Genomic DNA, 21,656 nt, shown 5'->3' on the forward strand with positions numbered 1-21,656 from the left:
ACAGATCATGGAACCGGCGGCTCAGGCAACTTCGCAGGCCGCGTTGCAGGCAACTTCGCAGGCCGCCGCGGGCCCGGCCCGGGGGCTCTTTCTCGAGAATGTCGCGCGCCATTTCAGTGGCGTGAAGGCCGTCGATGGCGTGACCGTGCGGCTCGCGCCTGGCGAGACGCTGGCGCTGGTCGGCCCCAACGGCGCCGGCAAGTCGACCCTGCTGCAACTGGCCACCGGCGTGGACCGCATCACCAGCGGCCGCATCTGGCTCGACGGCCGGCGGATCGACGGCCTGTCGGCCGAACGCATCGCGCGCCTGGGCGTGGGCCGCAGCTTCCAGACGTCGCGCGTGTTCCCGGCGCTGACCGTGTGGCAGAGCACCTTGCTCGGCGTCCAGGCGCGGCTGCTGCGCGGCACGGGGTCGCGCATGGCCAATCCCTTGCATGAAATCGCGGGTGCGCTGCTGGGCCTGAAAGGATGGCGTCAACGCGAAGCCGAGCAGGAAGCGATCGTACGCGACACCCTGCAGCTGTTTGGCGACCGCCTGTGGCCGCGCCGCGACCAGCCCGCCTATACGCTGTCATACGCCAATCGCCGCCGGCTCGAAATCGCACGCGTGCTGGCCGCGCGCCCCGACTACCTGCTGCTGGACGAACCCGCCGCCGGCATGAACCCGACGGAAACGGCCGAGCTGACCGACCTGGTGCTCGAGTTGCGGCGGCTGCGTCCGGCGCTGGGCATCCTGGTAGTCGAACACAAGCTGTCGTTGGTGCGGCGCGTGGCTGATCGCGTGATGGTGCTGAATCATGGCCGCATGCTGGCCGAAGGCACGCCCGAGGCCGCGCTCGATCACCCCGAAGTCGTTGAGGCCTACCTGGGGCGCAGCCGGGGCAGCGGGGCGCCCGGAACGCCTGGGGCCACCTCTTTCAGACCTGCTTCGTCGGATGCGCATCTTGGTTGAACACGCTCAATCCTTTCTGGTGGTCGACGACATCGACGTGCATTACGGCGCCGTGCAGGCCCTGTTCAACGTCAGCCTGCATGTGCAGGCCGGCGAAGTGGTGGGTGTGCTGGGCGGCAACGCGTCGGGCAAGTCCACCACCCTCAAGTCCGTGCTGGGACTGGTGCACCCGTCACGCGGCCGCATTTTGTTCGAAGGCAAACCCATCCAGGGCATGGCGCCGGCCGACGTGATCGATCTGGGGGTGGCCAGCGTGCCCGAAGGCCGCCGCGTCTTTCCGGAAATGTCGGTGATCGACAACCTGATGATGGGCGCCTATCCGCGCCGTGCCGACAAGGCGGGCGTCGCCGCCGATCTGGACGCGGTGCTGACCGCCTTTCCGCGGCTGGCCGAACGGCGCAAGCAGGCCGCCGGCACCTTGTCGGGCGGTGAACAGCAACTGCTGGCGCTGGGCCGCGCGTGGCTGCGGCGCGGCCGGCTGGTGTGCATCGACGAGCCGTCCATGGGCTTGTCGCCCAAATTCGTGGACATGGTCTACGAAGTGCTGTTCCAGTGGAAGGCGCAAGGGCAGACGATATTGCTGGTCGAGCAGAGCGCACGCATCGCGCTGGAACTGGCCGACCGCGCCTATGTGCTGCAGCACGGCCACGTGATCCTGCAAGGCAAGGCAGCCGACCTGGCGGCCGACCCGGCGGTAAAGAAGGCGTACCTGGGCGCCGCGTAGGCGAGGGCAGGGCTGCTGTTCAGTCGATCGCGTCTTCCAACGCGGCGGCCTGGGGCAACACGGTGTTGATCGCCGATCAAACACGGTGTGTACTGCAGCTGTATACACACCGCCGTTTTCTGCGCGTTTTCCCTAGCAGCACGCCAAATTCGTTGCGCGCCCCGCGCCTGCCTGTATACAGTCTCGGTTCATAACACGCAGCCGGTCCGAGACAACCATGGCGCATCCCCTTTCCTGTACCTGGTGGACGTACTCCAGTACGTCCTGCCCGCGCTCTTGCCATTCCGGCATTGAAGGCGCCGCATGATGCCGCGTTCGCTTGCCGACCTGCGCGGCGCCGACGCCACCCCCAAGGCGGGTGGCACCCAGACCACGGCGGCCGAATTGCGCCTGCGCGACCTGATCCTGTCGGGCGACCTGGCGCCCGGCATGCGCCTGTCGGAGCCCAGCCTGGCCGAGCGCCTGGCGATTTCCCGCACCCCCATCCGCGCCGCGATGGCCCGTCTGGAAGACGAAGGCCTGCTTGAAGTCATTCCGTCGGGCGGCTATGCCGTGCGCGCGTTTACTGAAGACGAGATCCGCGATGCGATCGAAGTGCGCGGCACGCTGGAAGGCCTGTCGGTCCGGATGGCGGCCGAGCGCGGCGTGTCGCCCGGCGACCTGTCCGCGATGCGCGACTGCCTGACCGAAATCGATGCCGTGCTGGGCAATGCCGACAAGAGCGTCGACAGCCTGTCCAGCTATGTCGAACTGAACCGCCAGTTCCACCGCATGTTGATGCACCTGCCCGGCAGCACCGTGATTGCGCGGCAGATCAGCCGCGCCAGCAGCCTGCCGTTCGCATCGCCCAATGGCTTTCTGCTGGCGCAAGCCAGCGACCTGGAAGCCTGGCGCACCCTGACCGTCGCGCAGGACCAGCACTGGATGGTGCTGGCCGCGATCGAAGGCCGCGAAGGTGCGCGCGCCGAAGCGCTGATGCGCGAACACGCCCGCATCGCGCTGCGCAACATGCAGGCGGTGCTGCGCAACCAGCAGGCGGTGCTGCGCAACCAGCAGGCGCTGGACCAGATACCCGGCGCGCGGTTGATCCGGACCCCCGTCCGGCGATGACCGCGCGCTTCGTTTTCCCGAACACCTTGGTGGTGGAGATCCATGCTTACGATTCTTTTTGACGGCATTGCCTACGGCATGTTGCTGTTCGTGCTGGCCTGCGGGCTGGCCGTGACGATGGGGCTGATGAACTTCATCAACCTTGCGCACGGCGCCTTCGCGATGGCGGGCGGGTATGTCACCGTCCTGCTCATGTCGCGGTTCGGCGTGCCCTTCCTGCTGTGCCTGCCGATCGCGTTCATCGTGTCGGCGCTGCTGGGCGCGGTGCTTGAACGCTCCTTGTACCGGCGCGTGTACCGGCAGCCGCACTTGAACCAGGTGCTGTTTTCCATCGGCCTGACCTTCATGGCGATGGCGGCGGTGGACTACTTCCTGGGCTCGCAGCAGCAGTTCCTGCAGCTGCCCGAATGGCTCAGCGGCCGGTCCGAAATCGGCGGCGTGGGCATCGGCCACTACCGCCTGTTCGTGATCGTGATCTGCGTGGCGCTGGTGATCGCGTTGCAACTGATCCTGACCAAGACGCGTTTTGGCAGCCGCCTGCGCGCGGCCGTGGACGACCCCCGCGCCGCCAGCGGCCTGGGCATCAACATCAACCTGGTGTTCCTGTCGACCTTCGCGTTCGGTTCCGGCCTGGCCGGGCTGGGCGGGGCGCTGGGCGCCGACCTGCTGGGCCTGGATCCGACCTTCCCGCTCAAGTTCATGATCTATTTCCTGGTCGTGGTGGCGGTGGGCGGAACGACAACGATCACCGGACCGCTGCTGGCGTCGCTGCTGCTGGGCATCGCCGACGTGGCCGGCAAGTACTACATCCCCACCATGGGAGCATTCATCATCTACTGCGTCATGATCATCGCCCTGATGTGGCGTCCCCAGGGCTTCTTCGCGCGTGGGGGGTCGAAATGAACCGTCCCCTCGATTCCGCTGCGACGACGCCCGCCGTGCCCCGCGCGGTGGGCCCCGCTGGCGCCCCCGCCGCCATCAACACCGCAGGCCCCAAGCCCCTGTCCGACACCACCGCCATCCGTTCGATCGGCGCGCGCTGGTCGCGTCTGCGTCCGCTCGAAGTGCTGTTCTGGGTCGTGGCCTTTGCCGCTGCCTTTGTGCTGCCGCGCGGCTTCCTGCTGCTCAATGAACTGACCATTCTTGCGCTGTTTGCCGTGTCGCTCGACCTGATCCTGGGGTACGCCGGCATCGTCTCGCTGGGCCACGCCGCCTTCTTCGGGCTGGGGGCCTACGCCGCCGCACTGCTCGCCAAACACTTTGGCATCGACCCGGTGCTGGGCCTGCTGGCGGCAGCCGGATTGAGCGCCATGCTGGGCCTGGTCAGCAGTGTGCTGGTCATGCGCGGCACCGACCTGACCCGGTTGATGGTGACCTTGGGCGTCGCGTTGATCATGTACGAAGTCGCGAACAAACTGGACTGGCTGACCGGCGGCGCCGACGGCCTGACCGGTGTCACCATGGTGCCGCTGTTCGGCACGTTCGAGTTCGACCTGTTCGGCCGCACGGCCTACCTGTACTCGCTGACGGTGCTGGCCATCCTGTTCTTCCTGGCGCGCTTCGTCATCAAATCGCCCTTCGGCATGTCCTTGCAGGTGGTGCGCCAGAACCCGCTGCGCGCCGCCGCGATGGGGGTCAACGTCAACCGCCGCCGCGCCGCCATCTACACCATGGCGGGTGCGTATGCGGGTGTCGCGGGCGCCTTGCTCGCGCAGACCACGGGCTTCGCGTCGCTCGACGTGCTGGACTTTCACCGGTCGGCCGACGTGCTGCTGATGCTGGTGATCGGCGGCGCGGGCTACCTGTATGGCGGCATCATCGGCGCCATCGTCTTCAAGCTCATGCAGGACTGGCTGTCCGGCATCACCCCTCAATACTGGCAGTTCTGGATCGGCATGCTGCTGGTGATCATCGTCGTGGTCGGCCACGACCGCCTGGTCCGTCCGTGGACCTGGTTCAAGCGCAGCGGCGGGAGCACATCGTCATGAGCATCGTTCTTCAAACCTTCAACCTGACGCGCCGCTTTGGCGGCCTGGTCGCCACCAATGACGTGTCCCTGACCGTGGAACGCGGCGCGCGCCAGGCCCTGATCGGCCCCAACGGCGCGGGCAAGACCACGCTCATCAACCTGCTGACCGGTGTGATTCCGCCCAGCAGCGGCCGCATCGAATTGGAAGGCGAAGACATTACGGCGCTGCCGGTGCATGCGCGCGCCGGCCGCGGCCTGGTCCGCACCTTCCAGATCAACCAGCTGTTTCCGGAGATGACCCCGGCCGAAGCGCTGGCCGTGGCGATTTCGGAGCGGCAGCGCATCGGGTCGTCATGGTTCCGCGCGCTGGGCCGGCGCGGGGAAATCATGGATGAGTGCGGCGCGTGGCTCGAACAATGCAACCTGACGGATGTGATGGATCGCCGCACCAGCGTGCTGCCCTATGGCAAGCAGCGCCTGCTGGAAATCGCCCTGGCGCTGGCCGCCAAGCCGCGCGTCCTGCTGCTGGACGAGCCCGTGGCGGGCGTGCCCGACGGCGAACGCCGCGAGATCCTGGACACGGTCGCGGCGCTGCCCGACGACGTCACCATCCTGCTGATTGAACACGACATGGACCTGGTCTTCAGCTTTGCCAATCGCATCTCGGTGCTGGTCAACGGCGCCGTGTTCGCCGAAGGCAGCAATGCCGACATTGCCCGCGATCCGCGGGTCAAGGCCGTGTACCTCGGCGAAGAACTGGCAGGGAGCGCATATGCCTGAGTTGTTGAAAGTGTCCGGCCTGGTGGCCGGTTATGGCGAGGCCAAGGTGCTGGCCGGCATCGACGTCACGCTGGGGCAAGGCCAGGCGCTCGCCCTGCTGGGCCGCAATGGCACGGGCAAGACGACCCTGATCAACACGATCGTCGGCCACACGCGGCGGTTCGCGGGCAGCATCACCCTGAACGGCAAGGAACTGACAAAGCTGCGGCCCGACCAGCGCGCCCTGGCCGGCATCGGCTGGGTCCCGCAGGAACGCAATATCTTCAAGTCCCTGACGGTGGAAGAAAACCTGACCGCCGTAGCCGTTCCCGGCCCCTGGACCGTGCAGCGCATCTATCAGATGTTTCCGCGATTGCAGGAACGCAAGGCCAACCTGGGCAACCAGCTGTCGGGTGGCGAACAGCAGATGCTGGCGATCGGCCGGGCGCTGATGCTGAACCCGCAGGTGCTGCTGCTGGACGAGCCGCTGGAAGGCCTCGCGCCCATCATCGTGCAGGAGTTGCTGGCCGTGCTGCAGCAGATCATCCGCGACGAGGGCATGTCGGTGATCCTGGTCGAGCAGAACGCCCGCAAGGCGCTGGGCATCACGCACGACGCGATCGTGCTGGAGCGGGGCAGTGTGGTGCACGCCGCGCCGGCAAAAACCTTGCTGGACGACCCGGGCCTGCTGGACGGACTGCTGGGGGTGGCGCGGCACTGAGGGTGCATCTTGATGGGCCGCTGTTCCTGGCTCATCCTTGGGGCTTTCCCGCAGCGTGTCGCGGTTACGACGCTATTAGGACGGCAGTGGGACGACAGTGGGACGTTGACTTGCGACGATATGTTTCAGCTTTCGAGCGGTCTGTAGCGTGGGGTGTTCCCACCCTTGCGCCCGTCGTTGGCCATCGTCGTCCGATCACCCTCTGTTTTGCCACGCGCCCCCGGGGAACCCATGTTTGCCATTCTGACAAAAAAGCTTCGCCTCGAGCTCGCGGCCAGCGAGCGCCGCAGTGCCGAGCAGGCTGCCTTGCTGCGCGCGATCGACCAATCCGTCCTGATGGCCGAATTCACGCCTGAAGGCATCGTCCTCCAGGCCAACGCCCGCTACGCGACGCTGTTCGAGTGCGACCCCGCCGAACTTCGCGGCCAGCCCCATGCCGTGCTGTGTGACACGGCCACCGGCAAATCGGCCGCCTACAAAGAGGTGTGGGACCGGGTGCGGCGCGGCGAAACCGTGACCGGCCGCTATCAACGCCTGTCGGCCAGCGGCGGCATCATCTGGGTGGACGCCACCTACAACCCGGTCGTCGACCCCGACGGCCGTGTCAGCCGCGTGATCGAGATCGCCACCGACGTGACCGGCGCCGAGCACCGCGAACGCGAACTGGCCAGCCGCCAGGCCGCCCTGAACCGGTCCATGGCCGTGATCGAATTCACGCCCGATGGCACCGTCATGTCCGCCAATGACAACTTCCTGCGCGTGACGGGATATTCGTCCGGTGAAATCCTGGGCCGCCACCACCGCATGTTCTGTAATAAGGAATTCACGGCCAGCGCCGAATACGCGCGCTTCTGGGAACAGCTGAACGCCGGCACCTTCATGTCGGGCGAATACGCGCGCCAGACCAAGGACGGCCGCGTGGTGTGGATGGAAGCGTCCTATAACCCGGTGTTCGACGCCTCGGGCAAGCTGATCAAGGTCGTCAAATTCGCCGCCGACATCACCAACCGGGTGTCCACGCAAAAGAATGAACTGGAAAATGCCCGCGTCGCGTACCGGGTGTCGAACGAGACCGAAGCCATTTCGGAGCAGGGCGCCCAGGTGATCGACGAAGCCGTGCGGGAAGTGCGCAAGATCACCGAATCGATCCAGAAGACGTCCGCCGTGCTTGAATCGCTGGGCAGCCAGTCGCAGCAGATCTCGTCCATCGTCAAGACGATCCGCGACATCGCCTCGCAGACCAACCTGCTGGCCCTGAACGCCGCCATCGAAGCCGCCCGCGCCGGCGACGCCGGCCGCGGCTTCGCCGTCGTGGCCGACGAAGTGCGCAAGCTGTCCGAACGCACCAACGGGTCCACCGGCGAAATCAGCGTCATGGTCGCCACCATCCAGGACGGCGCCCGCATCGCCATCGAAAGCATGGGCGACAGCCTGGGCCAGGCCCACAAAGGCATGGAACTGGCGAATGCAGCCGGCGACGCGATCATCAAGATCCGCACCAGCGCGAAACAAATCGCCGAAGCCTTCAACGGGAAGTAGGGCCCCCCCTTGGCGCTGCGCGCCTCCCCCAGGGGCGGCACTGGCGGACCGGGGGACCCGGATCCGCTGTGCCCCGGATGGGGCTGCGTTATTATCGCTGGAACTCTGAGGCGATCATGCACGTACTCTTCATTCTCGACCCCCTTCCCCTGCTAAAAGCCTACAAAGACACCTCCGTCGCCATGATGCGCGCGCTGGTGGCGCGGGGGCACACGCTCAGCGTGGCCATGCAGGGCGACCTGTATGTCATGGAAGGAGACGTCCGCGTATCGGCCACGCCCATCGCGCTGGTGCCCGCGGCCGACCCGCACGGCCACGACTGGTGGACCGAAAGCGAGGCGGCCGACGCGCCGCTGACCGCCTTCGACGCCGTGCTGATGCGCAAGGACCCCCCGTTCGACATCGAATACCTGTACTCCACCCACATGCTCGAGCGCGCCGAAGCGCAGGGCGCCCGCGTCTTCAATTCCGGCGCCAGCATCCGCAACCATCCGGAAAAACTGTCGATTGCCGAATTCCCGCACTTGACCGTCCCGACGCTGGTCACGCGCAGCATGTCGCGGATCAAGGCCTTCCACCAGCTGTACCAGGACGTCATCGTCAAGCCGCTGGACGGCATGGGCGGCACGGGCATATTCCGCCTGCGCCATGATGAATTGAACCTGAACGCCATTCTCGAAACCCTGACCAACTACGGCCAGAGCAGCATCATGGCGCAGCGTTTCATTCCGGAAATTACCCAGGGCGACAAGCGCATCCTGATCATCGGCGGCGAGCCGGTGCCGTTCTGCCTGGCCCGCATTCCGGCCGCCGGCGAAACGCGCGGCAACCTGGCTGCGGGTGGCCGGGGCGTGGCCCAGCCGTTGTCGGAAAAGGATTGGGAAATCGCCCGCGAACTGGGCCCGACTCTGGCTGCGCGCGGCCTGCTGCTGGTCGGTCTGGACGTGATCGGCGAATACGTGACCGAAATCAACGTGACCAGCCCGACCACCTTTGCCGAAATCACTGAACAGACCGGTTTCGACGTGGGCGCGATGTTCGCCCAGGCGCTCGAAGCGGCGGTGGCGGCGCCCGGGCGCGCGACCCACTGATGCCCGGCGTGGTCATCGTGGCGCACGCCCCGCTGGCGTCCGCGCTGCTGGCAAGTGTCGCGCATGTATTCGGTGCGATGTCAGACGTGCTGGCCTATGATGTGGGAGCGCATGACGATCCGGCGGTAACGCTCGACAAGGTGCGTGGCTGCATCGAGACGGTCGACCGCGGAACGGGTGTGCTGGTGATTACCGACATGGTGGGGGCGACCCCGGCCAATCTGGCCGGCAAGGCGTCCGGCCTGGCGCACGGCGCCGGCACCCCGACGGCGGTAATTTCCGGGGCCAATATTCCGATGCTGTTGCGGGCACTCACGTACCGGCATCTTTCCTTAGACGACACGGCGCAACGCGCGCTGGCCGGCGGCACGCAAGGCATATTGCGCACCGACGGCGGACCTGAAGAACCCTGACGATGCCCTCCGTAGATATCACCGTTACCAACAAGCTGGGGCTGCACGCAAGGGCCTCGGCCAAGCTGACGCAGCTGGCCAGCAAGCACCGCAGCGACATCCACATCGCGCGCGGTTCGCGGCGCGTCAATGCCAAAAGCATCATGGGTGTCATGATGCTGGCCGCGGGTCTGGGCAGTGTCGTCACCGTCGATGCCGAAGGCGAAGATGCCGACGAGGCGCTCGAGCAGATCCGGGCGCTGTTCGACAACAAGTTCGGCGAAAGCGACTAGCCATGAGCGGCGCGATGCTGGCCCTGCACGGGCTGGGCGTGTCCCGGGGCTACGCGATCGGGCGCGTGGTGGTGATCGGCGCCGCGGCGCTGGAAGTCTCGCACTACCGGGTCGCCCCCGAAGACGTCGAAGCCGAATGCGCGCGCCTCCAGGCCGCGATCGCCACCGCCCGCGACGAACTGGCGCAGATGGCGTCCGATCTGCCGGCCGACGTGCCGCGCGAGCTGGGCGCGTTCCTGCAAGTCCACAGCATGATCCTGGCCGACTCGATGATTTCGGTCGAGCCGGTCGAAATCATCCGCACCCGCCACTACAACGCCGAATGGGCGCTGACCGCGCAAGGCCAGGCGCTGGGCGAGCAGTTCGCGATGATGGACGACGAGTACATGCGCGAGCGGGGCAATGACATCCGCCAGGTGATCGAACGGATCCTGCACGCGCTGGCCGGCACGGACACCAAACGCACGTGGCGTGAATCGACCCTGACCGAACACAACGATCCCCTGATCGTCGTGGCGCACGATATTTCGCCCGCCGACATGCTCAAGCTGCGCGGCGGCCGGTTCGCGGCGTTCGCGACCGACCTGGGCGGCGGCACGTCGCACACGGCCATCGTGGCCCGAAGCATGGGTGTGCCGGCCGTGGTGGCGCTGGGCTCGGCCCGGTCATTGATGCGCGATGGCGATACCGTCATTGTCGATGGCGAAGCGGGCGTGCTGCTCGTCAATCCGGCGCCGCGCGTACTTGACGAATATCGCCGCCGGCAGTCCGACTACGCCCTGGAACGGGCCGACCTGGCCACGCTCAAGGACGTGCCCGCGATCACGCTGGACGGCGTCGAGATCACCCTGTGCGCCAACATCGAACTGCCTGAAGAAGCCCAAGCGGCCGCCGACGCGGGCGCCGATGGCATCGGCCTGTTCCGCAGCGAATTCCTGTTCATGGGCCGCGACACGCTGCCCGACGAAGACGAGCAGTACGAAGCCTATGCCCTGGTCGTGCGCACCATGGGCGGCAAGACGGTCACCATCCGCACGCTGGACATCGGCGCCGACAAGACGCTGGACGGCGAAGCCACCGTGGCGACCAACCCGGCCCTGGGCCAGCGCGCGATCCGCTATTGCCTTGCCCGGCCGGAACTGTTCGCCACGCAACTGCGCGCGATCCTGCGCGCGTCGGTGCACGGCAAGGTGCAGATCCTGATCCCGATGATCGCGCACCTGCGCGAAGTGCGCGCGGCGTATGCCGCCATCGCGTCGGCACGGCGTGACCTGGACGCACGGGGCGAAGCCTATGCCACCAACATCGAAGTCGGCGCCATGGTCGAAGTGCCCGCCGTGGCGATCGCCATCGAACCCTTCATCGAAGCCTTCGACTTCCTGTCGATCGGCACCAATGACCTGATCCAGTACACCCTGGCCATCGACCGGACCGACCCGGACGTGGACGCGCTATACGACCCCCTGCACCCGGCCGTGCTGCGGCTGATCGCCAATTCGATCAACGCGGGTGCCCGGGCGGGCAAACGGGTATCGGTGTGCGGAGAAATGGCCGGCGACACGGAATTGACCCGCTTGTTGCTGGGCCTTGGGCTGACACACTTTTCGATGCACCCCACGCAATTGCTGGACGTGAAACGGGAAATCCTGGCTGCGCATTCCAACGCCCTGCGCGCGAAAGTGGCGACAGTACTGAACCGGGCGGCCGAAATGGACCTGACGTTGTTAAACAGATAAAGCGCCTGCTCACGTTGAGAATCTGTTGCAACTGCAATACTATGTTACCGAATCTTACAGGTTGCGGTAATGTTTACTTTCACGCAGGTCATGATCAATCCGGCGCCAGACGCCTCGCTCGAAGCCGATGCCGCCCTGCATCGGCAAGAGCTGAAAGCCCTGGCCGCGCTGCGTCCGCTGGGTGACGCGGCAGGGGCTGTCGACATTGCCGACGCCCTGCGCAACTTTGCATCGGCGCTCGGCGCCTTGCACCATGCCTTCCTGGTGGTCGACCGGTCGGCCGACAACCTGCCCGCGCTGTGGCTGTGCGACGACCTGGGCGGCTGGTGGAAAGACCTGATCCCGCCGCTGCACGACCTGCTGGCGCCCCATCCGCTGGGGGGCGTCACCCCGCTGTCCCACACCTGGTTCTGCGTGCGCCCCGACCGGCGCGACAACGAACCGGCCAACTACGCCAGCCTGCGCAAGCTGGGCGTGCGCCGCGGGCTGCTGGTGCCGTCCGAAGCGCGCCGCCCGTGCGAAGTGGCCGGCTGCATCCTGCTGGCGTTCGCCGACAACGTCGCGTCGCAAACCGCCCGCAAGAACGAACACTTTCCCGCGTGCATCGCCCACGCCGCGTCGCTGGCGCTGGACGCCTACCGCCGCCTGCCGCATCCGCCGTCCCGCAAGTCGCCGCTGTCGGCCCGCGAAAGCGAATGCCTGCGCTGGGCGTCCATCGGCAAGACCAGCTGGGAAACGGCCTGCATCCTGGGCGTCAGCGAACGCACGGTCAACTTCCACCTGGGCAACGCCTTCCTGAAGCTGAACGTCACGAATAAACAGGCTGCGGTCGCGCAGGCAATCCTTCAGGGGCTGATCTGACGGCCACGCCGGCCCCTGCCAGCGGCGGCCGCCCCAGCATGGCGTCCGACACCTTTTCCGCCATCATAATGATGGGTGCGTTGGTCGGCCCGCGCACCGTGCGGGGCAGGGCGGCGCCATCCACCACGCGCAGGCCGTCCACCCCCCGCACCCGCATCTGCGTATCCAGCACGGCCATCGGGTCGCCTTCCACGCCCATCTTGCAGGTGCCGACCGGGTGGTGCAGCGTGATCGCCACCCGCCGGATGAAGGCGTCGATGTCCGCGTCGCTGGCGGCGTCCGGCCCCGGCGCCAGCTCTTCCGCCCTGAAGGCTTCGAGCGAGGCCGAGTTGCCGATGCGCCGCATGATGCGCACCATCTCGCGCACCGCGCGGCGGTCGTACTCGGTGGACAAGAAATTCTGCGTGATCACCGCCGGTGCGCGTGGATCGGCGCTGGCCAGACCGACATGCCCCCGGCTTTCGGGCGTGATGAAAATGCCCTTCAACGCAAAGGCATCCACGTAAGGTTTCAACAAGGGCCCGAAGTGCGGCCCCGCCGTCATGGGCGCGGCCGCCAGCATGATCTGCAGGTCGGGCAGGGCCAGCGACGGATCGCTGCGCACCAGCCCCACCGCCGCCGCCGGCACCTTGCTCGACAGGCCGGTGCCGAACATCCAGGTGCGGGCCAGGTCCACGCCAATGCGGTCCAGGCGCAAGGCACGGTGCATGGGCCCCGGTTCGGTCCGCCGCCACCGCACGTCGCACACGATATGGTCCTGCAGGTTCTGCCCCACGCCGGGCAGGTCCACCGCGACGGAAATGCCGTGCCGCTGCAGCTGTTGCGGGTTGCCGATACCTGACAGCATCAGCAGTTGTGGGGAATTGATCACGCCGCCTGCCAGGACCACCTCGCGCGATGCGCGGATCACCGACGTGCCGGATTCGCCCGCGACCTCCACGCCCACTGCGCGGCCGTGTTCCAGCACCACACGATGCACCATCGCCCCGGTGCGCACCGTGACGTTGCCGCGCGCAATGGCCGGGCGCAGATAGGCCGACGCCGCGCTCCACCGTTTGCCGCGCCGGATGGTGGCCTGCATGGGGCCAAAGCCTTCCAGGCGTTCGCCGTTGTAATCGTCGCTGCGGCCGTAGCCCAGCTGGTCGGTCGCCTGCAGGAACGCGTCGACCAAGGGGTCTTCGTAGTGCATGCGCGTCACGGTCAGCGGACCGCTGCCGCCCCGGAACGCGTCGGCCCCGCCTTCCCACGATTCCGCCCGCTTGAAGTAGGGCAGCACGTCGGCATAGCTCCAGCCCGTCAGCCCCAGGTCGTGCCCCCAGTGGTCGTAATCGGCGCGGGCTCCGCGCGCATAGGCCATGCCATTGATGGACGTGGAGCCGCCCAGCACCTTGCCCCGTGCACACTCGATGCGGCGCTGATCCATGCCGGACTCGGGCTCGGTAAAGTAGCCCCAGTCGTACAGGCGGTGCTTCAGGATCAGGCCCCACGTCAGGGGTACCTTGATCAGGGGCGAACGATCCGGACCGCCCGCTTCCAGCACCAGGATCTTCAGGGACGGATCGGCGCCCAGCCGGTAGGCCAGGGTGCAGCCGCCCGACCCGGCCCCGACGATGATGTAGTCGTACGCGTCATCCGTCATGGTCAGCTCCGGTACTTGGCGCCAATGGCCCGCAGCGCCTCGTAGTCCTGGCGCGCGGCCGGGGTCAGTTCCTTTTGCGCGGCCGGGATCACGGCATCCAGGTAGGCCTTGGCGTCGGCGGCCGACAGCTCGATCATCTCGCCGCCGCCTTTTTCCCAGATCACCCGCGCTTCCTGCACGCGGGCATTCACACGCGGTGCAACCTCGTCATCCGTCTTGCGCGCGGCTTGCCGCAAGGCCGGCTCCAGCGCGCCCGTGGTCTTGAAAAAGGTCGGACTCACCAGGCCCACGATGGCGATATAGGTCGACGGCAGCAGCGTCTGCGCCTTGGCCACATCAAAGTATTTCAGTGCCGATGGAATCGGCGTGCCGGAATACACGCCGTCCAGCGTCCCGTTCTGGAAAGCCGGCAGCACTTCGCCCAAGGACATCGACACCGGGTTCGCGCCCAGCTGCTTCAGTTGCGCGATCAGGATGGACGACCCCGGCACGCGGATCTTCTGGCCCTTCAGATCCGACAGCTTGCGCACCGGCTTGCGCGACACGATGCTGCATTGGGAATGGATCAAGGTGGTCAGCACTTCAACGCCTTTGCCGGTGGCGATCGACGCCAGCCGCTTGCGCGTCTCGGGGTCGGCCAGCAGCTTCAGCCCATGGTCGATGTTGTCGAACACGCCCGGCACGGCCAGCGCACCAAAGCGCGGATCCAGCCCTTCGTACATGCCCGACGCATTCATGGCCATTTCGATCGTGCCCATGCTGACGCCTTCGATCGTGCGCTGCGCGGTCCCCAGCTGGCTGGCCGGGTAGACCTGGCCCTTGACCTTGCCTTGCGTGGCCGCTTCGATATTGGCCTTGTAGGCGGTCAGCCAGTCGATGCCCAGGTCTTCGGACGTGGTGGCGGTCAGCTTCATGGTCATGGACTGCGCCCAGGCCCACGACGGCAGGCCCAGGGCAGCGGCCGATCCGGCCAGGCCGGCAAGGTGCAGCAAATGTTGACGACGATTCATGGCGGTGTCTCCAGTCGGTTTTTATAGGCGTCGTGATCCGTTCAGTTCACCAGCAGGCGCACGCCCAGCAGCGAAATGGCGGGAATGTAGGTGATCAGACCCAGGGCGATCAGGTAGATGAAGACGAAGGGCACGATGCCCCGATAGATCGTTTCCAGCGGCAGCTTCAGCACGCTTTGCGCAACGAAAATGTTGATGCCGAAGGGCGGGTGAAAGAGCCCGATCGACAAGTTGACAGTGACAATGATCCCGAAGTGGATCGGGTCCACGCCGATGGCCGTGACCAGGGGCACCAGCAGCGGCGATAGCAGCAGGATCGCCGACAGCGGATCAATGAAGCAGCCCACCGCCAGCAGCAGCACATTGATCGCCAGCAGCAGCGTCCAGCCCGGCAACTGCAATTCGGTCAGCCATTGCACCAGGCTGGCGGGCACCTGGTGAATGGTCAGCAGCCAGCCGAACACATTGGCGCACGCCACGATGATCAGGATCTGCCCGGTGAATACCGCGGTGGTGCCCGCACTGGCCAGGATGTCGCGCCACGACAGTTCGCGATAGAAATAACGCGCCACCACGATGGCGTACAGGCAGGCCACGGCGGCGGCTTCCGTCGGCGAAAACACGCCGCCATAGATGCCGCCCAGAATGATGACCGGCGCGCCCAATGCCCCCGTGCCGCGCGCGGCCGCGGCGCCAAATGCCTTCCACGAAAAACGTTCGCCACCGCCGATCTTGTGCTTGCGGGCATAGGCCATCACGTAGATGCACAACATGCCCGCCAGCAACAGGCCGGGCAGCACGCCGGCCGCATACAGCCGGGGCACGGACTGCTGCGCGGCCGCGCCGTACACGATCATCGGAATGCTGGGCGGGATGATGATGTCGATCGCGCCCACCGCGGTCAGCAGGCCGGCCGAAAATTTTTCGGGATAGCCGCTGCGCCGAAGCGCCGGCAGCATCACCCGGCCAATGGTGGCCACCGTGGCCGCACTGACGCCCGATATCGCGCCGAACAGTGCCGACGATCCGACCGTCGTCACGGCCAGGCTGCCACGCACCGACCCCACGCCCGCATTGACGAAGCCGACCAGGCGGTCCGCCACGGATCCCCGTCCCATCAATTCGCCCGCAAAAATGAAGAAGGGAATCGCGAGCAAGGCATAGGCGTCGATGGCGCCGAACAGGTTCTGGTGCAGGGCCGTGTACGGCACGTCCATGAAGAACACCAGCGCGCAACTGACCGCGGCCAGCAACACCAGGAAGATGGGAAAGCCAAGCAGCAGCAGGGCAATCGGCAGCACGCCCAAGGCGAAGCTCATGATGCGGCCTCCGGCACCGGCGCGGCCGCTTCGACCGCAGGCGGGCGGGTCACCAGGCGTGACCCCATCAGCCGCAGCACCAGGTCCGCCAGGCCCACCAGCGTCATGGCTGCAAAAGCCAGCGCCACGATCGAATGCGGCAGCCACATCGGAATGTACCCGTTTTCACTCACACTGCCGATGGCGTGCATGCGGGTCGCGTAATGCGTGGAAACGGCGCACACAAAGCCGCACAGCAGCACCGCGCCAACCGCTTCGACCGCGCCCACGATGCGTTGCGCCGTGCGGGGAAAATAGCGCGTCAGCACGTCCATGCGCAGATGCTGTCCCCGTACCGCCGCCACCACCGAGCCGGCAAAGGCCATGGCGACCAGCAGATAGATCTGCCATTCATCAACGCCGGTCAGCGACTGACCGAACACATACCGCGCGACGATATTGATCACGTTCATGATCACTGCCGCGATCAGCGCGGCGGCCAGCGTGACCTCGAGTACGGTCGCCGCCCGGTGGATGCCCTCTACCCATTTGCTGGTGTTATCGAGTGCCATGGTGTCTCCATAGATGGGGCCGATCCTAGGTAGGCGCGATGCATACGTCCAATTCAAAATGGGGGCACCAACCATAGGCGCGCGGCTATGAGACCGCGCACCGCCCAGGAGACGTCCGTGCGTGGCTTCGATTCCCATCTCACCCTGCAGAAGATGGAAGTGTTCTGCGTCGTGGCCGAACTTCAGAGCGTGACGCGCGCCGCCGACTTTCTGTGCGTGTCGCAGCCGGTCGTGACCGCGCATATCCGCAGCCTGGAAACCACGCTGGGCGCGCGGTTGATCCGCCGCGAAGGGCGGGGCATTGCGCTCACGCCCACCGGGCAACGCGTGCTGAAGTGGGCGCGCGAAACCGTCACGCGCACGCGCGAGCTGGAACGCGAACTGGGCGGCGCGACCGACATCGGGCCCGGCAAGGCGGTGGTGGCTGCGTCCATGAGCGCCGGGTCCTACCAGGTGCCGGGCATCGTCTGCGACTTTCATGCAGCGCATCCGGACGGCCTGGTGCAGCTGGCGATCTCCAACCCACAGGTGGCGCTGGAAGCCACGCGCACGGGCGCCTGCGACTTTGCCGTCACCCTCATTGCGCCCACGCAGAACCTGGACGGGTTGACCGCCCAGCCCCTGTGGATCGAGCCCCTGTGGCTGGTCAGCGCGCCCACCAGCCGCTGGGTGGGCGACAGCGTGGAACGTGAAGCGGTGGCCGATCTGCCGTTCGTCAGCACGTCCAACAGCACGGTCATGCAGCAACTGGAAGAAGGCCAGTTGCGGGCCAACGGCGTGCCGTCGCGCCGCATCGTGCTGGAACTGGGCCACCCCGAAGCGCAGAAGGAAGCCGTGCGCCGCGACGTGGGCGTGTGCTTCTTTTTAAGGTCGTCGGTGGAACAGGACCTGCGGCATGGCGAGCTGCGCGCGGTGCGCACGCCGGGCCTGGAGATGACGATTCCGCTCTACCTGGTCTACCGCAAAGACAAGGCGTTCTCGCCCTTCCAGCTGGCGCTGCGCCAGCATGTGGAGGCCGCCCGCCCGGCCGGGGTCACCCCGTTCGACAAGGCCCTGCACCCCCCGATGCTACAATTCCAGGGTTCCGGCGCCGATTTGCCTGACCCGCTTGCGGGCGCCTCATAAAAATCCTGCTAAAGAGCTCTTCGTGTCTTCGTCTTCACCCGATGTGCGCCCGTCCGCGGCGCTTGCCCCGCACCCGGCTGCGCCAGCTCCAGGCGCCCCAGTCCCTACCGCTCCCCCCCAGCCTCACGTTCCTGCTGCCTCGCCATCGCCTGCGCGCGACCCGGGCTCTGTGGGGGTGGTCGAAGCCCGCCTGATCGAATTTACCGAGCCGCTGGCGCTGTCCAGCGGGTCGTCGTTCGGCCCGTATTCGCTCATGGTCGAAACCTACGGCACCCTGAACGCCGACCGCAGCAATGCGGTGCTGGTGTGCCATGCGCTGAATGCCTCGCACCACGTGGCGGGCATCGCCGCCAATGACCCGTCGGACGTGGGCTGGTGGGACAACATGGTCGGGCCGGGCAAGCCGCTGGATACGCGCCGCTTCTTTGTGATCGGGATCAACAACCTGGGATCGTGTTTCGGTTCGACCGGCCCGGGCAGCATCGACCCGGCCACGGGCAAGCCTTACGGCGCGGCCTTCCCGGTCGTGACGGTAGAAGACTGGGTGCATGCCCAGGCGCGTGTGGCCGACCTGTATGGCATCGAACGGTTTGCCGCGGTCATGGGCGGATCGCTGGGCGGCATGCAGGCGCTGGGCTGGGCGGTGACCTATCCGGACCGTCTGGCGCACTGCGTGGTGGTGGCCAGCACGCCGCGGCTGTCGGCGCAGAACATTGCGTTCAACGAAGTGGCGCGCCGCGCGATCATTACCGACCCCGACTTTCATGGCGGCGACTTTTACGCGCACCACACGGTGCCGCGCCATGGCCTGTCGGTGGCGCGCATGATCGGCCACATCACCTACCTGTCGGGCGACGACATGGCCGAAAAATTCGGCCGCGCGCAGCGTGCGCCGGCAGCCGATGGCGCCTTCCATTACGGCTACGACGTCGAATTCGAAGTCGAGTCCTACCTGCGCTACCAGGGCGAAAAATTCTCGAAGTATTTCGACGCCAATACCTATCTGCTGATCACGCGAGCCCTGGACTATTTCGACCCGGCCAAGAATGCCGGGGGCGACCTGGCCAAGGCGCTGGCGCCGGTCAAGGCGGAATTCCTGCTGACGTCGTTCGCGACCGACTGGCGCTTTCCGCCGTCGTGCTCGCGCGAGATCGTGCAGGCGCTGCTCAGCAACGGCCTGCCGGTCACGTATGCCGAGATCGACGCGCCGCACGGGCACGATGCCTTCCTGCTGGACGACAGCCGCTATCACGCGGTGGTCAGCGGCTATTACGACAAGATTGCGATGCAACTCGGATTGGGGGATCGCGCATGAGCAGCGGCCACCGCAATGGCATCCGCCCCGATCTGGCCCGCATTGCGAGCTGGATCGCCGACGGATCGCGTGTGCTTGACCTGGGTTGCGGCGATGGCACCTTGCTCGCCCATTTGCGCGACAAGCAGCATGCCCGCACGGTCGGTGTCGAAATCAACGATGCCAGTGTGATCGCCTGCGTGCGTCGCGGCGTGAACGTGATCCAGCAGAACCTGGAAGACGGGCTGGCCCTGTTCCAGGACGGCCACTTCGATACGGTGGTGCTGTCGCAGACCCTGCAGGCCGTGCACAACACCGAACGCATTTTGCAAGAGATGATGCGGGTGGGCCGGGAAGGCATCGTGTCCTTCCCCAACTTTGGCCACTGGACGCATGGCTGGTCGATCCTGCGGGGCCGCATGCCGGTCAGCAAGCAGATGCCCTACGAGTGGTACAACACGCCGAACATCCACCTGTGCACGCTGGCCGACTTTGAAGACCTGGCCCGCAAGCTGGGGCTGCGCATCCTGGAACGCGCCACGTTCGCGAATGATCGCGAAGTGACGGTCGCGCCCGGACTGCGCAGCACCCTGGCCGTGTACCGGTTTGCGGCGGGATAGGATCCCGCCCCGCCTTATTCCGGCTTGATCCCCAGCCGGTCCATCACCACCCCCCACTTGGCGTTTTCGTCGTCGATCCACTTCTTCAGGTCCGACGGCGGGCCCTTGTGCGCGAACAGCACCTGTTCCTTGAGCGCGCGCTGCACTTCGGGCGCGTCCATGGCCAGGTTGATGTCGGCGTTCAAACGTTCGATCACCGATGCCGACGTTCCCTTGCGGGCGATGGTGGCGAACCACCCGTCGATCACCGTCTTGGGTGCGCTCTTGCTGATCAGCTCGACCTTTTCCAGACCGGGATAGGCTTCGCTGCCGAACGATCCCAAGACCCGCAGCCGGCCGCTTTGCACGAAGGGCAGGATCGGCCCCATGCCTTCGATCACCGCTTCGGTGTGACCACCGATGGTGGCCTGGATGGCCGGCGGGCCCCCCGTGAAGTGGATGTGCAGGAACTTGACGTTGGCGTTCAGGCCGAAGAATTCACCGGCCAGATGTGGATACGAATACACGCCCACGTCGGCCACCGGCAGGGCGCCCGGACGGGCCTTGGCGGCGTCGATGAACTGCTGCACCGACTTGTATGGCGAGTCCACCGGCACGGCCAGCACCAGCGGCGCCAGCATGCTGAACGACACCGGCACGAAGTCGCGTTCGATGTTGAACGGAATGTTCTTGATCGTGCGCGGCACGATGGAAATGGCCGACCCTTGCGTGAACGCAAAGGTGTGGTCATCGACCGGCGACGTGAGCAGGTTGTTGAGCCCGATCACGCCGCTGCCGCCGGGGCGGTTGTCGACAATGACCGTCTGCTGCCATTTGTTGCCCAATACCTGGGCGACGTGCCGCACGATCACGTCGGGCGCCGACCCGCCGGGAAACGGCACGATCAGGCGCACGGCCTTGGTGGGCCACTTCGCGCCGCTGGTGGCCTGCGCAAAGGCAGGCCCCATCGTGGAAGCCAAGGCAAGGCCAAGGCCGCTCTGTACAAACTGTCTCCGATCCATGTCATCCCTTTCTATTTTGGTTGTAGGGGTGGGTGTCGATCAGGCGGCACGCACCTCGACCGTAAATTCACCTACTTTTTCGATACTGGCGTGGAGTGTGTCGCCCGGCAAGATAGGGGCAACCCCTTCCGGCGTACCGGTGTAGATGATGTCGCCCGGCTCCAGCGTGTAGAAGCGGGAGGCCAGCTCGATCAGTTCGGCCACGCCCAGGATCAGATCGCGCGTATTGGCGCGCTGGCGCACCTCGCCATTGATCTCGAGCGAGAAGTCCAGGTTGTCCGGATCGGGCACTTCGTCGGCCGTGACCATCCAGGGCCCCAGCACCGAATAGGTGTCCAGCGACTTGCGCAGGCTGCGTTCTTCCGGACCGCGAATGGTGATGTCCAGGCCCAGGCTGTAGGCGGCCACGTATTCCAGCGCCTCTTCCTTGCTGACGTTCTTGGCGCGCTTGCCGATGATGGCGCACAGTTCGATCTCGTGGTCGGTGCGGCGATCGGGCAGGGCCACTTCAATGCCGTGCGACGAGCCCACCAGCGAACTGGTGGCCTTCAGGAACAGACCCGCGCGGTGGATGGTGGCGATCTGGTTCTGGTGATGCAGCGCCGGATCGGTCTGCGCTTCTTCCAGGTGCTTCAGGTAGTTGACCGGTGCCGCGACCAGCTTGCCGGGGTTGGCGACCGGGCTCAGGAATGTGACGCTGGACAGCGGAATGCCTTCGGCCTTGTCGGCTTCGCCTTCGATCGCGCCCAGCAATTCGGGCAGGGCGGCGATGAAGATGTCGTGGGTCGGCAGGGGGTAGTGATGGGCGGGCAGCCGGTCAAGGACCGATGTCACGTCTTTGATGACGTCACCTTGCACCACGCCAAGGCGGTTGTCGTTGAAGCGGGCGATGATGGTCAAGGGATTCTCCTGGAAAAACGAGGTAAGCCGACCGCACGGTAACGACGCGG

21 protein-coding genes, 1 pseudogene and 1 riboswitch are annotated in these 21,656 nt (G+C 66.2%); of the genes and pseudogenes, 16 read left to right on the forward strand and 6 right to left on the reverse strand.

Features of this window, described 5'->3' with window-relative positions; genetic code table 11:
* Window positions 1-7: 7 nt before the first annotated feature.
* The 13 genes from HD883_RS19600 (at window position 8) to HD883_RS19660 (ending at window position 12,147) form a co-directional block, all read left to right on the forward strand.
* Window positions 8-952, forward strand: coding sequence for an ABC transporter ATP-binding protein (locus tag HD883_RS19600; protein ID WP_179582353.1), 945 nt, complete (start codon window positions 8-10; stop codon window positions 950-952).
* Complete coding sequence (locus tag HD883_RS19605; RefSeq protein WP_179582351.1) at window positions 936-1,676, forward strand: ABC transporter ATP-binding protein; 741 nt, start codon at window positions 936-938, stop codon at window positions 1,674-1,676. The genes HD883_RS19600 and HD883_RS19605 overlap by 17 nt, the downstream gene beginning before the upstream one ends.
* 306 nt (window positions 1,677-1,982) lie before the next feature.
* On the forward strand, window positions 1,983-2,786 hold the full coding sequence (locus HD883_RS19610) for a GntR family transcriptional regulator (protein ID WP_179588445.1): 804 nt from the start codon (window positions 1,983-1,985) through the stop codon (window positions 2,784-2,786).
* Window positions 2,787-2,828: 42 nt separating this feature from the next.
* Complete coding sequence (locus HD883_RS19615; RefSeq protein ID WP_179582349.1) at window positions 2,829-3,689, forward strand: branched-chain amino acid ABC transporter permease; 861 nt, start codon at window positions 2,829-2,831, stop codon at window positions 3,687-3,689.
* On the forward strand, window positions 3,686-4,774 hold the full coding sequence (locus HD883_RS19620) for a branched-chain amino acid ABC transporter permease (RefSeq protein WP_179582347.1): 1,089 nt from the start codon (window positions 3,686-3,688) through the stop codon (window positions 4,772-4,774). Before HD883_RS19615 ends, HD883_RS19620 begins: the two co-directional genes overlap by 4 nt.
* Window positions 4,771-5,535, forward strand: coding sequence for an ABC transporter ATP-binding protein (locus tag HD883_RS19625; RefSeq protein WP_179582345.1), 765 nt, complete (start codon window positions 4,771-4,773; stop codon window positions 5,533-5,535). The genes HD883_RS19620 and HD883_RS19625 overlap by 4 nt, the downstream gene beginning before the upstream one ends.
* Window positions 5,528-6,235: an ABC transporter ATP-binding protein gene (locus tag HD883_RS19630; protein ID WP_179582343.1), complete on the forward strand. Its 708-nt coding sequence runs from the start codon at window positions 5,528-5,530 to the stop codon at window positions 6,233-6,235. The genes HD883_RS19625 and HD883_RS19630 overlap by 8 nt, the downstream gene beginning before the upstream one ends.
* A gap of 231 nt (window positions 6,236-6,466) precedes the next feature.
* A complete protein-coding gene (locus HD883_RS19635) occupies window positions 6,467-7,774 on the forward strand; it encodes a methyl-accepting chemotaxis protein (RefSeq protein ID WP_179582341.1) in 1,308 nt (435 codons plus the stop codon).
* 116 nt (window positions 7,775-7,890) lie between these two features.
* Window positions 7,891-8,865, forward strand: a complete 975-nt coding sequence (gene gshB / locus HD883_RS19640; RefSeq protein ID WP_179582339.1) for a glutathione synthase — start codon at window positions 7,891-7,893, stop codon at window positions 8,863-8,865.
* On the forward strand, window positions 8,865-9,278 hold the full coding sequence (locus HD883_RS19645) for a PTS sugar transporter subunit IIA (RefSeq protein WP_179582337.1): 414 nt from the start codon (window positions 8,865-8,867) through the stop codon (window positions 9,276-9,278). Before gshB ends, HD883_RS19645 begins: the two co-directional genes overlap by 1 nt.
* A 2-nt stretch (window positions 9,279-9,280) precedes the next feature.
* A complete protein-coding gene (locus HD883_RS19650; protein WP_179582335.1) occupies window positions 9,281-9,550 on the forward strand; it encodes an HPr family phosphocarrier protein in 270 nt (89 codons plus the stop codon).
* 2 nt (window positions 9,551-9,552) lie between these two features.
* Entirely contained in the window at window positions 9,553-11,286 is a 1,734-nt protein-coding gene (gene ptsP, locus HD883_RS19655; RefSeq protein WP_257022328.1) for a phosphoenolpyruvate--protein phosphotransferase, read from the forward strand.
* Between the two features lie 69 nt (window positions 11,287-11,355).
* The gene (locus tag HD883_RS19660) at window positions 11,356-12,147 is read left to right on the forward strand and encodes a helix-turn-helix transcriptional regulator (RefSeq protein WP_257022329.1); all 792 of its coding nucleotides are present in this window, start codon (window positions 11,356-11,358) and stop codon (window positions 12,145-12,147) included.
* Here the strand turns inward: HD883_RS19660 and HD883_RS19665 are convergent.
* Genes HD883_RS19665 through HD883_RS19680 form a run of 4 tightly spaced genes read right to left on the reverse strand, consistent with a single transcriptional unit; the run spans window position 12,095 to window position 16,666 of the window.
* On the reverse strand, window positions 12,095-13,786 hold the full coding sequence (locus HD883_RS19665) for a GMC family oxidoreductase (protein ID WP_179582333.1): 1,692 nt from the start codon (window positions 13,784-13,786) through the stop codon (window positions 12,095-12,097). The genes HD883_RS19660 and HD883_RS19665 overlap by 53 nt on opposite strands.
* Before the next feature lie 2 nt (window positions 13,787-13,788).
* Window positions 13,789-14,796: a TRAP transporter substrate-binding protein gene (locus tag HD883_RS19670; RefSeq protein WP_179582331.1), complete on the reverse strand. Its 1,008-nt coding sequence runs from the start codon at window positions 14,794-14,796 to the stop codon at window positions 13,789-13,791.
* Between the two features lie 41 nt (window positions 14,797-14,837).
* The gene (locus tag HD883_RS19675; protein WP_179582329.1) at window positions 14,838-16,115 is read right to left on the reverse strand and encodes a TRAP transporter large permease; all 1,278 of its coding nucleotides are present in this window, start codon (window positions 16,113-16,115) and stop codon (window positions 14,838-14,840) included.
* Window positions 16,112-16,666 (reverse strand): TRAP transporter small permease, encoded by a 555-nt coding sequence (locus tag HD883_RS19680; protein WP_179582327.1) that lies wholly within the window; start codon window positions 16,664-16,666, stop codon window positions 16,112-16,114. Before HD883_RS19680 ends, HD883_RS19675 begins: the two co-directional genes overlap by 4 nt.
* A 153-nt stretch (window positions 16,667-16,819) precedes the next feature.
* Here HD883_RS19680 and HD883_RS19685 point away from each other — a divergent pair.
* From HD883_RS19685 to metW, 3 genes and pseudogenes are all read left to right on the forward strand, one after another.
* A pseudogene (locus HD883_RS19685) lies at window positions 16,820-17,623 on the forward strand (LysR family transcriptional regulator); the annotation flags it as partial.
* 120 nt (window positions 17,624-17,743) lie between these two features.
* Window positions 17,744-17,824: riboswitch (SAM riboswitch) on the forward strand.
* 10 nt (window positions 17,825-17,834) lie between these two features.
* The gene (gene metX / locus HD883_RS19690) at window positions 17,835-19,106 is read left to right on the forward strand and encodes a homoserine O-succinyltransferase MetX (RefSeq protein WP_179588442.1); all 1,272 of its coding nucleotides are present in this window, start codon (window positions 17,835-17,837) and stop codon (window positions 19,104-19,106) included.
* Window positions 19,103-19,705: a methionine biosynthesis protein MetW gene (metW, locus tag HD883_RS19695; protein WP_179582325.1), complete on the forward strand. Its 603-nt coding sequence runs from the start codon at window positions 19,103-19,105 to the stop codon at window positions 19,703-19,705. The genes metX and metW overlap by 4 nt, the downstream gene beginning before the upstream one ends.
* Window positions 19,706-19,719: 14 nt before the next feature.
* Here metW and HD883_RS19700 read toward each other — a convergent pair whose 3' ends face one another.
* Together HD883_RS19700 and HD883_RS19705 are read right to left on the reverse strand one after the other, a co-directional pair.
* Window positions 19,720-20,664 carry a Bug family tripartite tricarboxylate transporter substrate binding protein gene (locus HD883_RS19700; RefSeq protein ID WP_179582323.1) on the reverse strand — a complete coding sequence of 315 codons (945 nt, stop codon included), beginning with the start codon at window positions 20,662-20,664 and terminating at the stop codon, window positions 19,720-19,722.
* A gap of 81 nt (window positions 20,665-20,745) precedes the next feature.
* Window positions 20,746-21,606 carry a fumarylacetoacetate hydrolase family protein gene (locus HD883_RS19705; RefSeq protein ID WP_218863523.1) on the reverse strand — a complete coding sequence of 287 codons (861 nt, stop codon included), beginning with the start codon at window positions 21,604-21,606 and terminating at the stop codon, window positions 20,746-20,748.
* Between the last annotated feature and the right edge of the window lie 50 nt (window positions 21,607-21,656).

The sequence above is a fragment of the Pigmentiphaga litoralis genome, from assembly GCF_013408655.1.
GTDB classification, from domain to species: domain Bacteria; phylum Pseudomonadota; class Gammaproteobacteria; order Burkholderiales; family Burkholderiaceae_B; genus Pigmentiphaga; species Pigmentiphaga litoralis_A.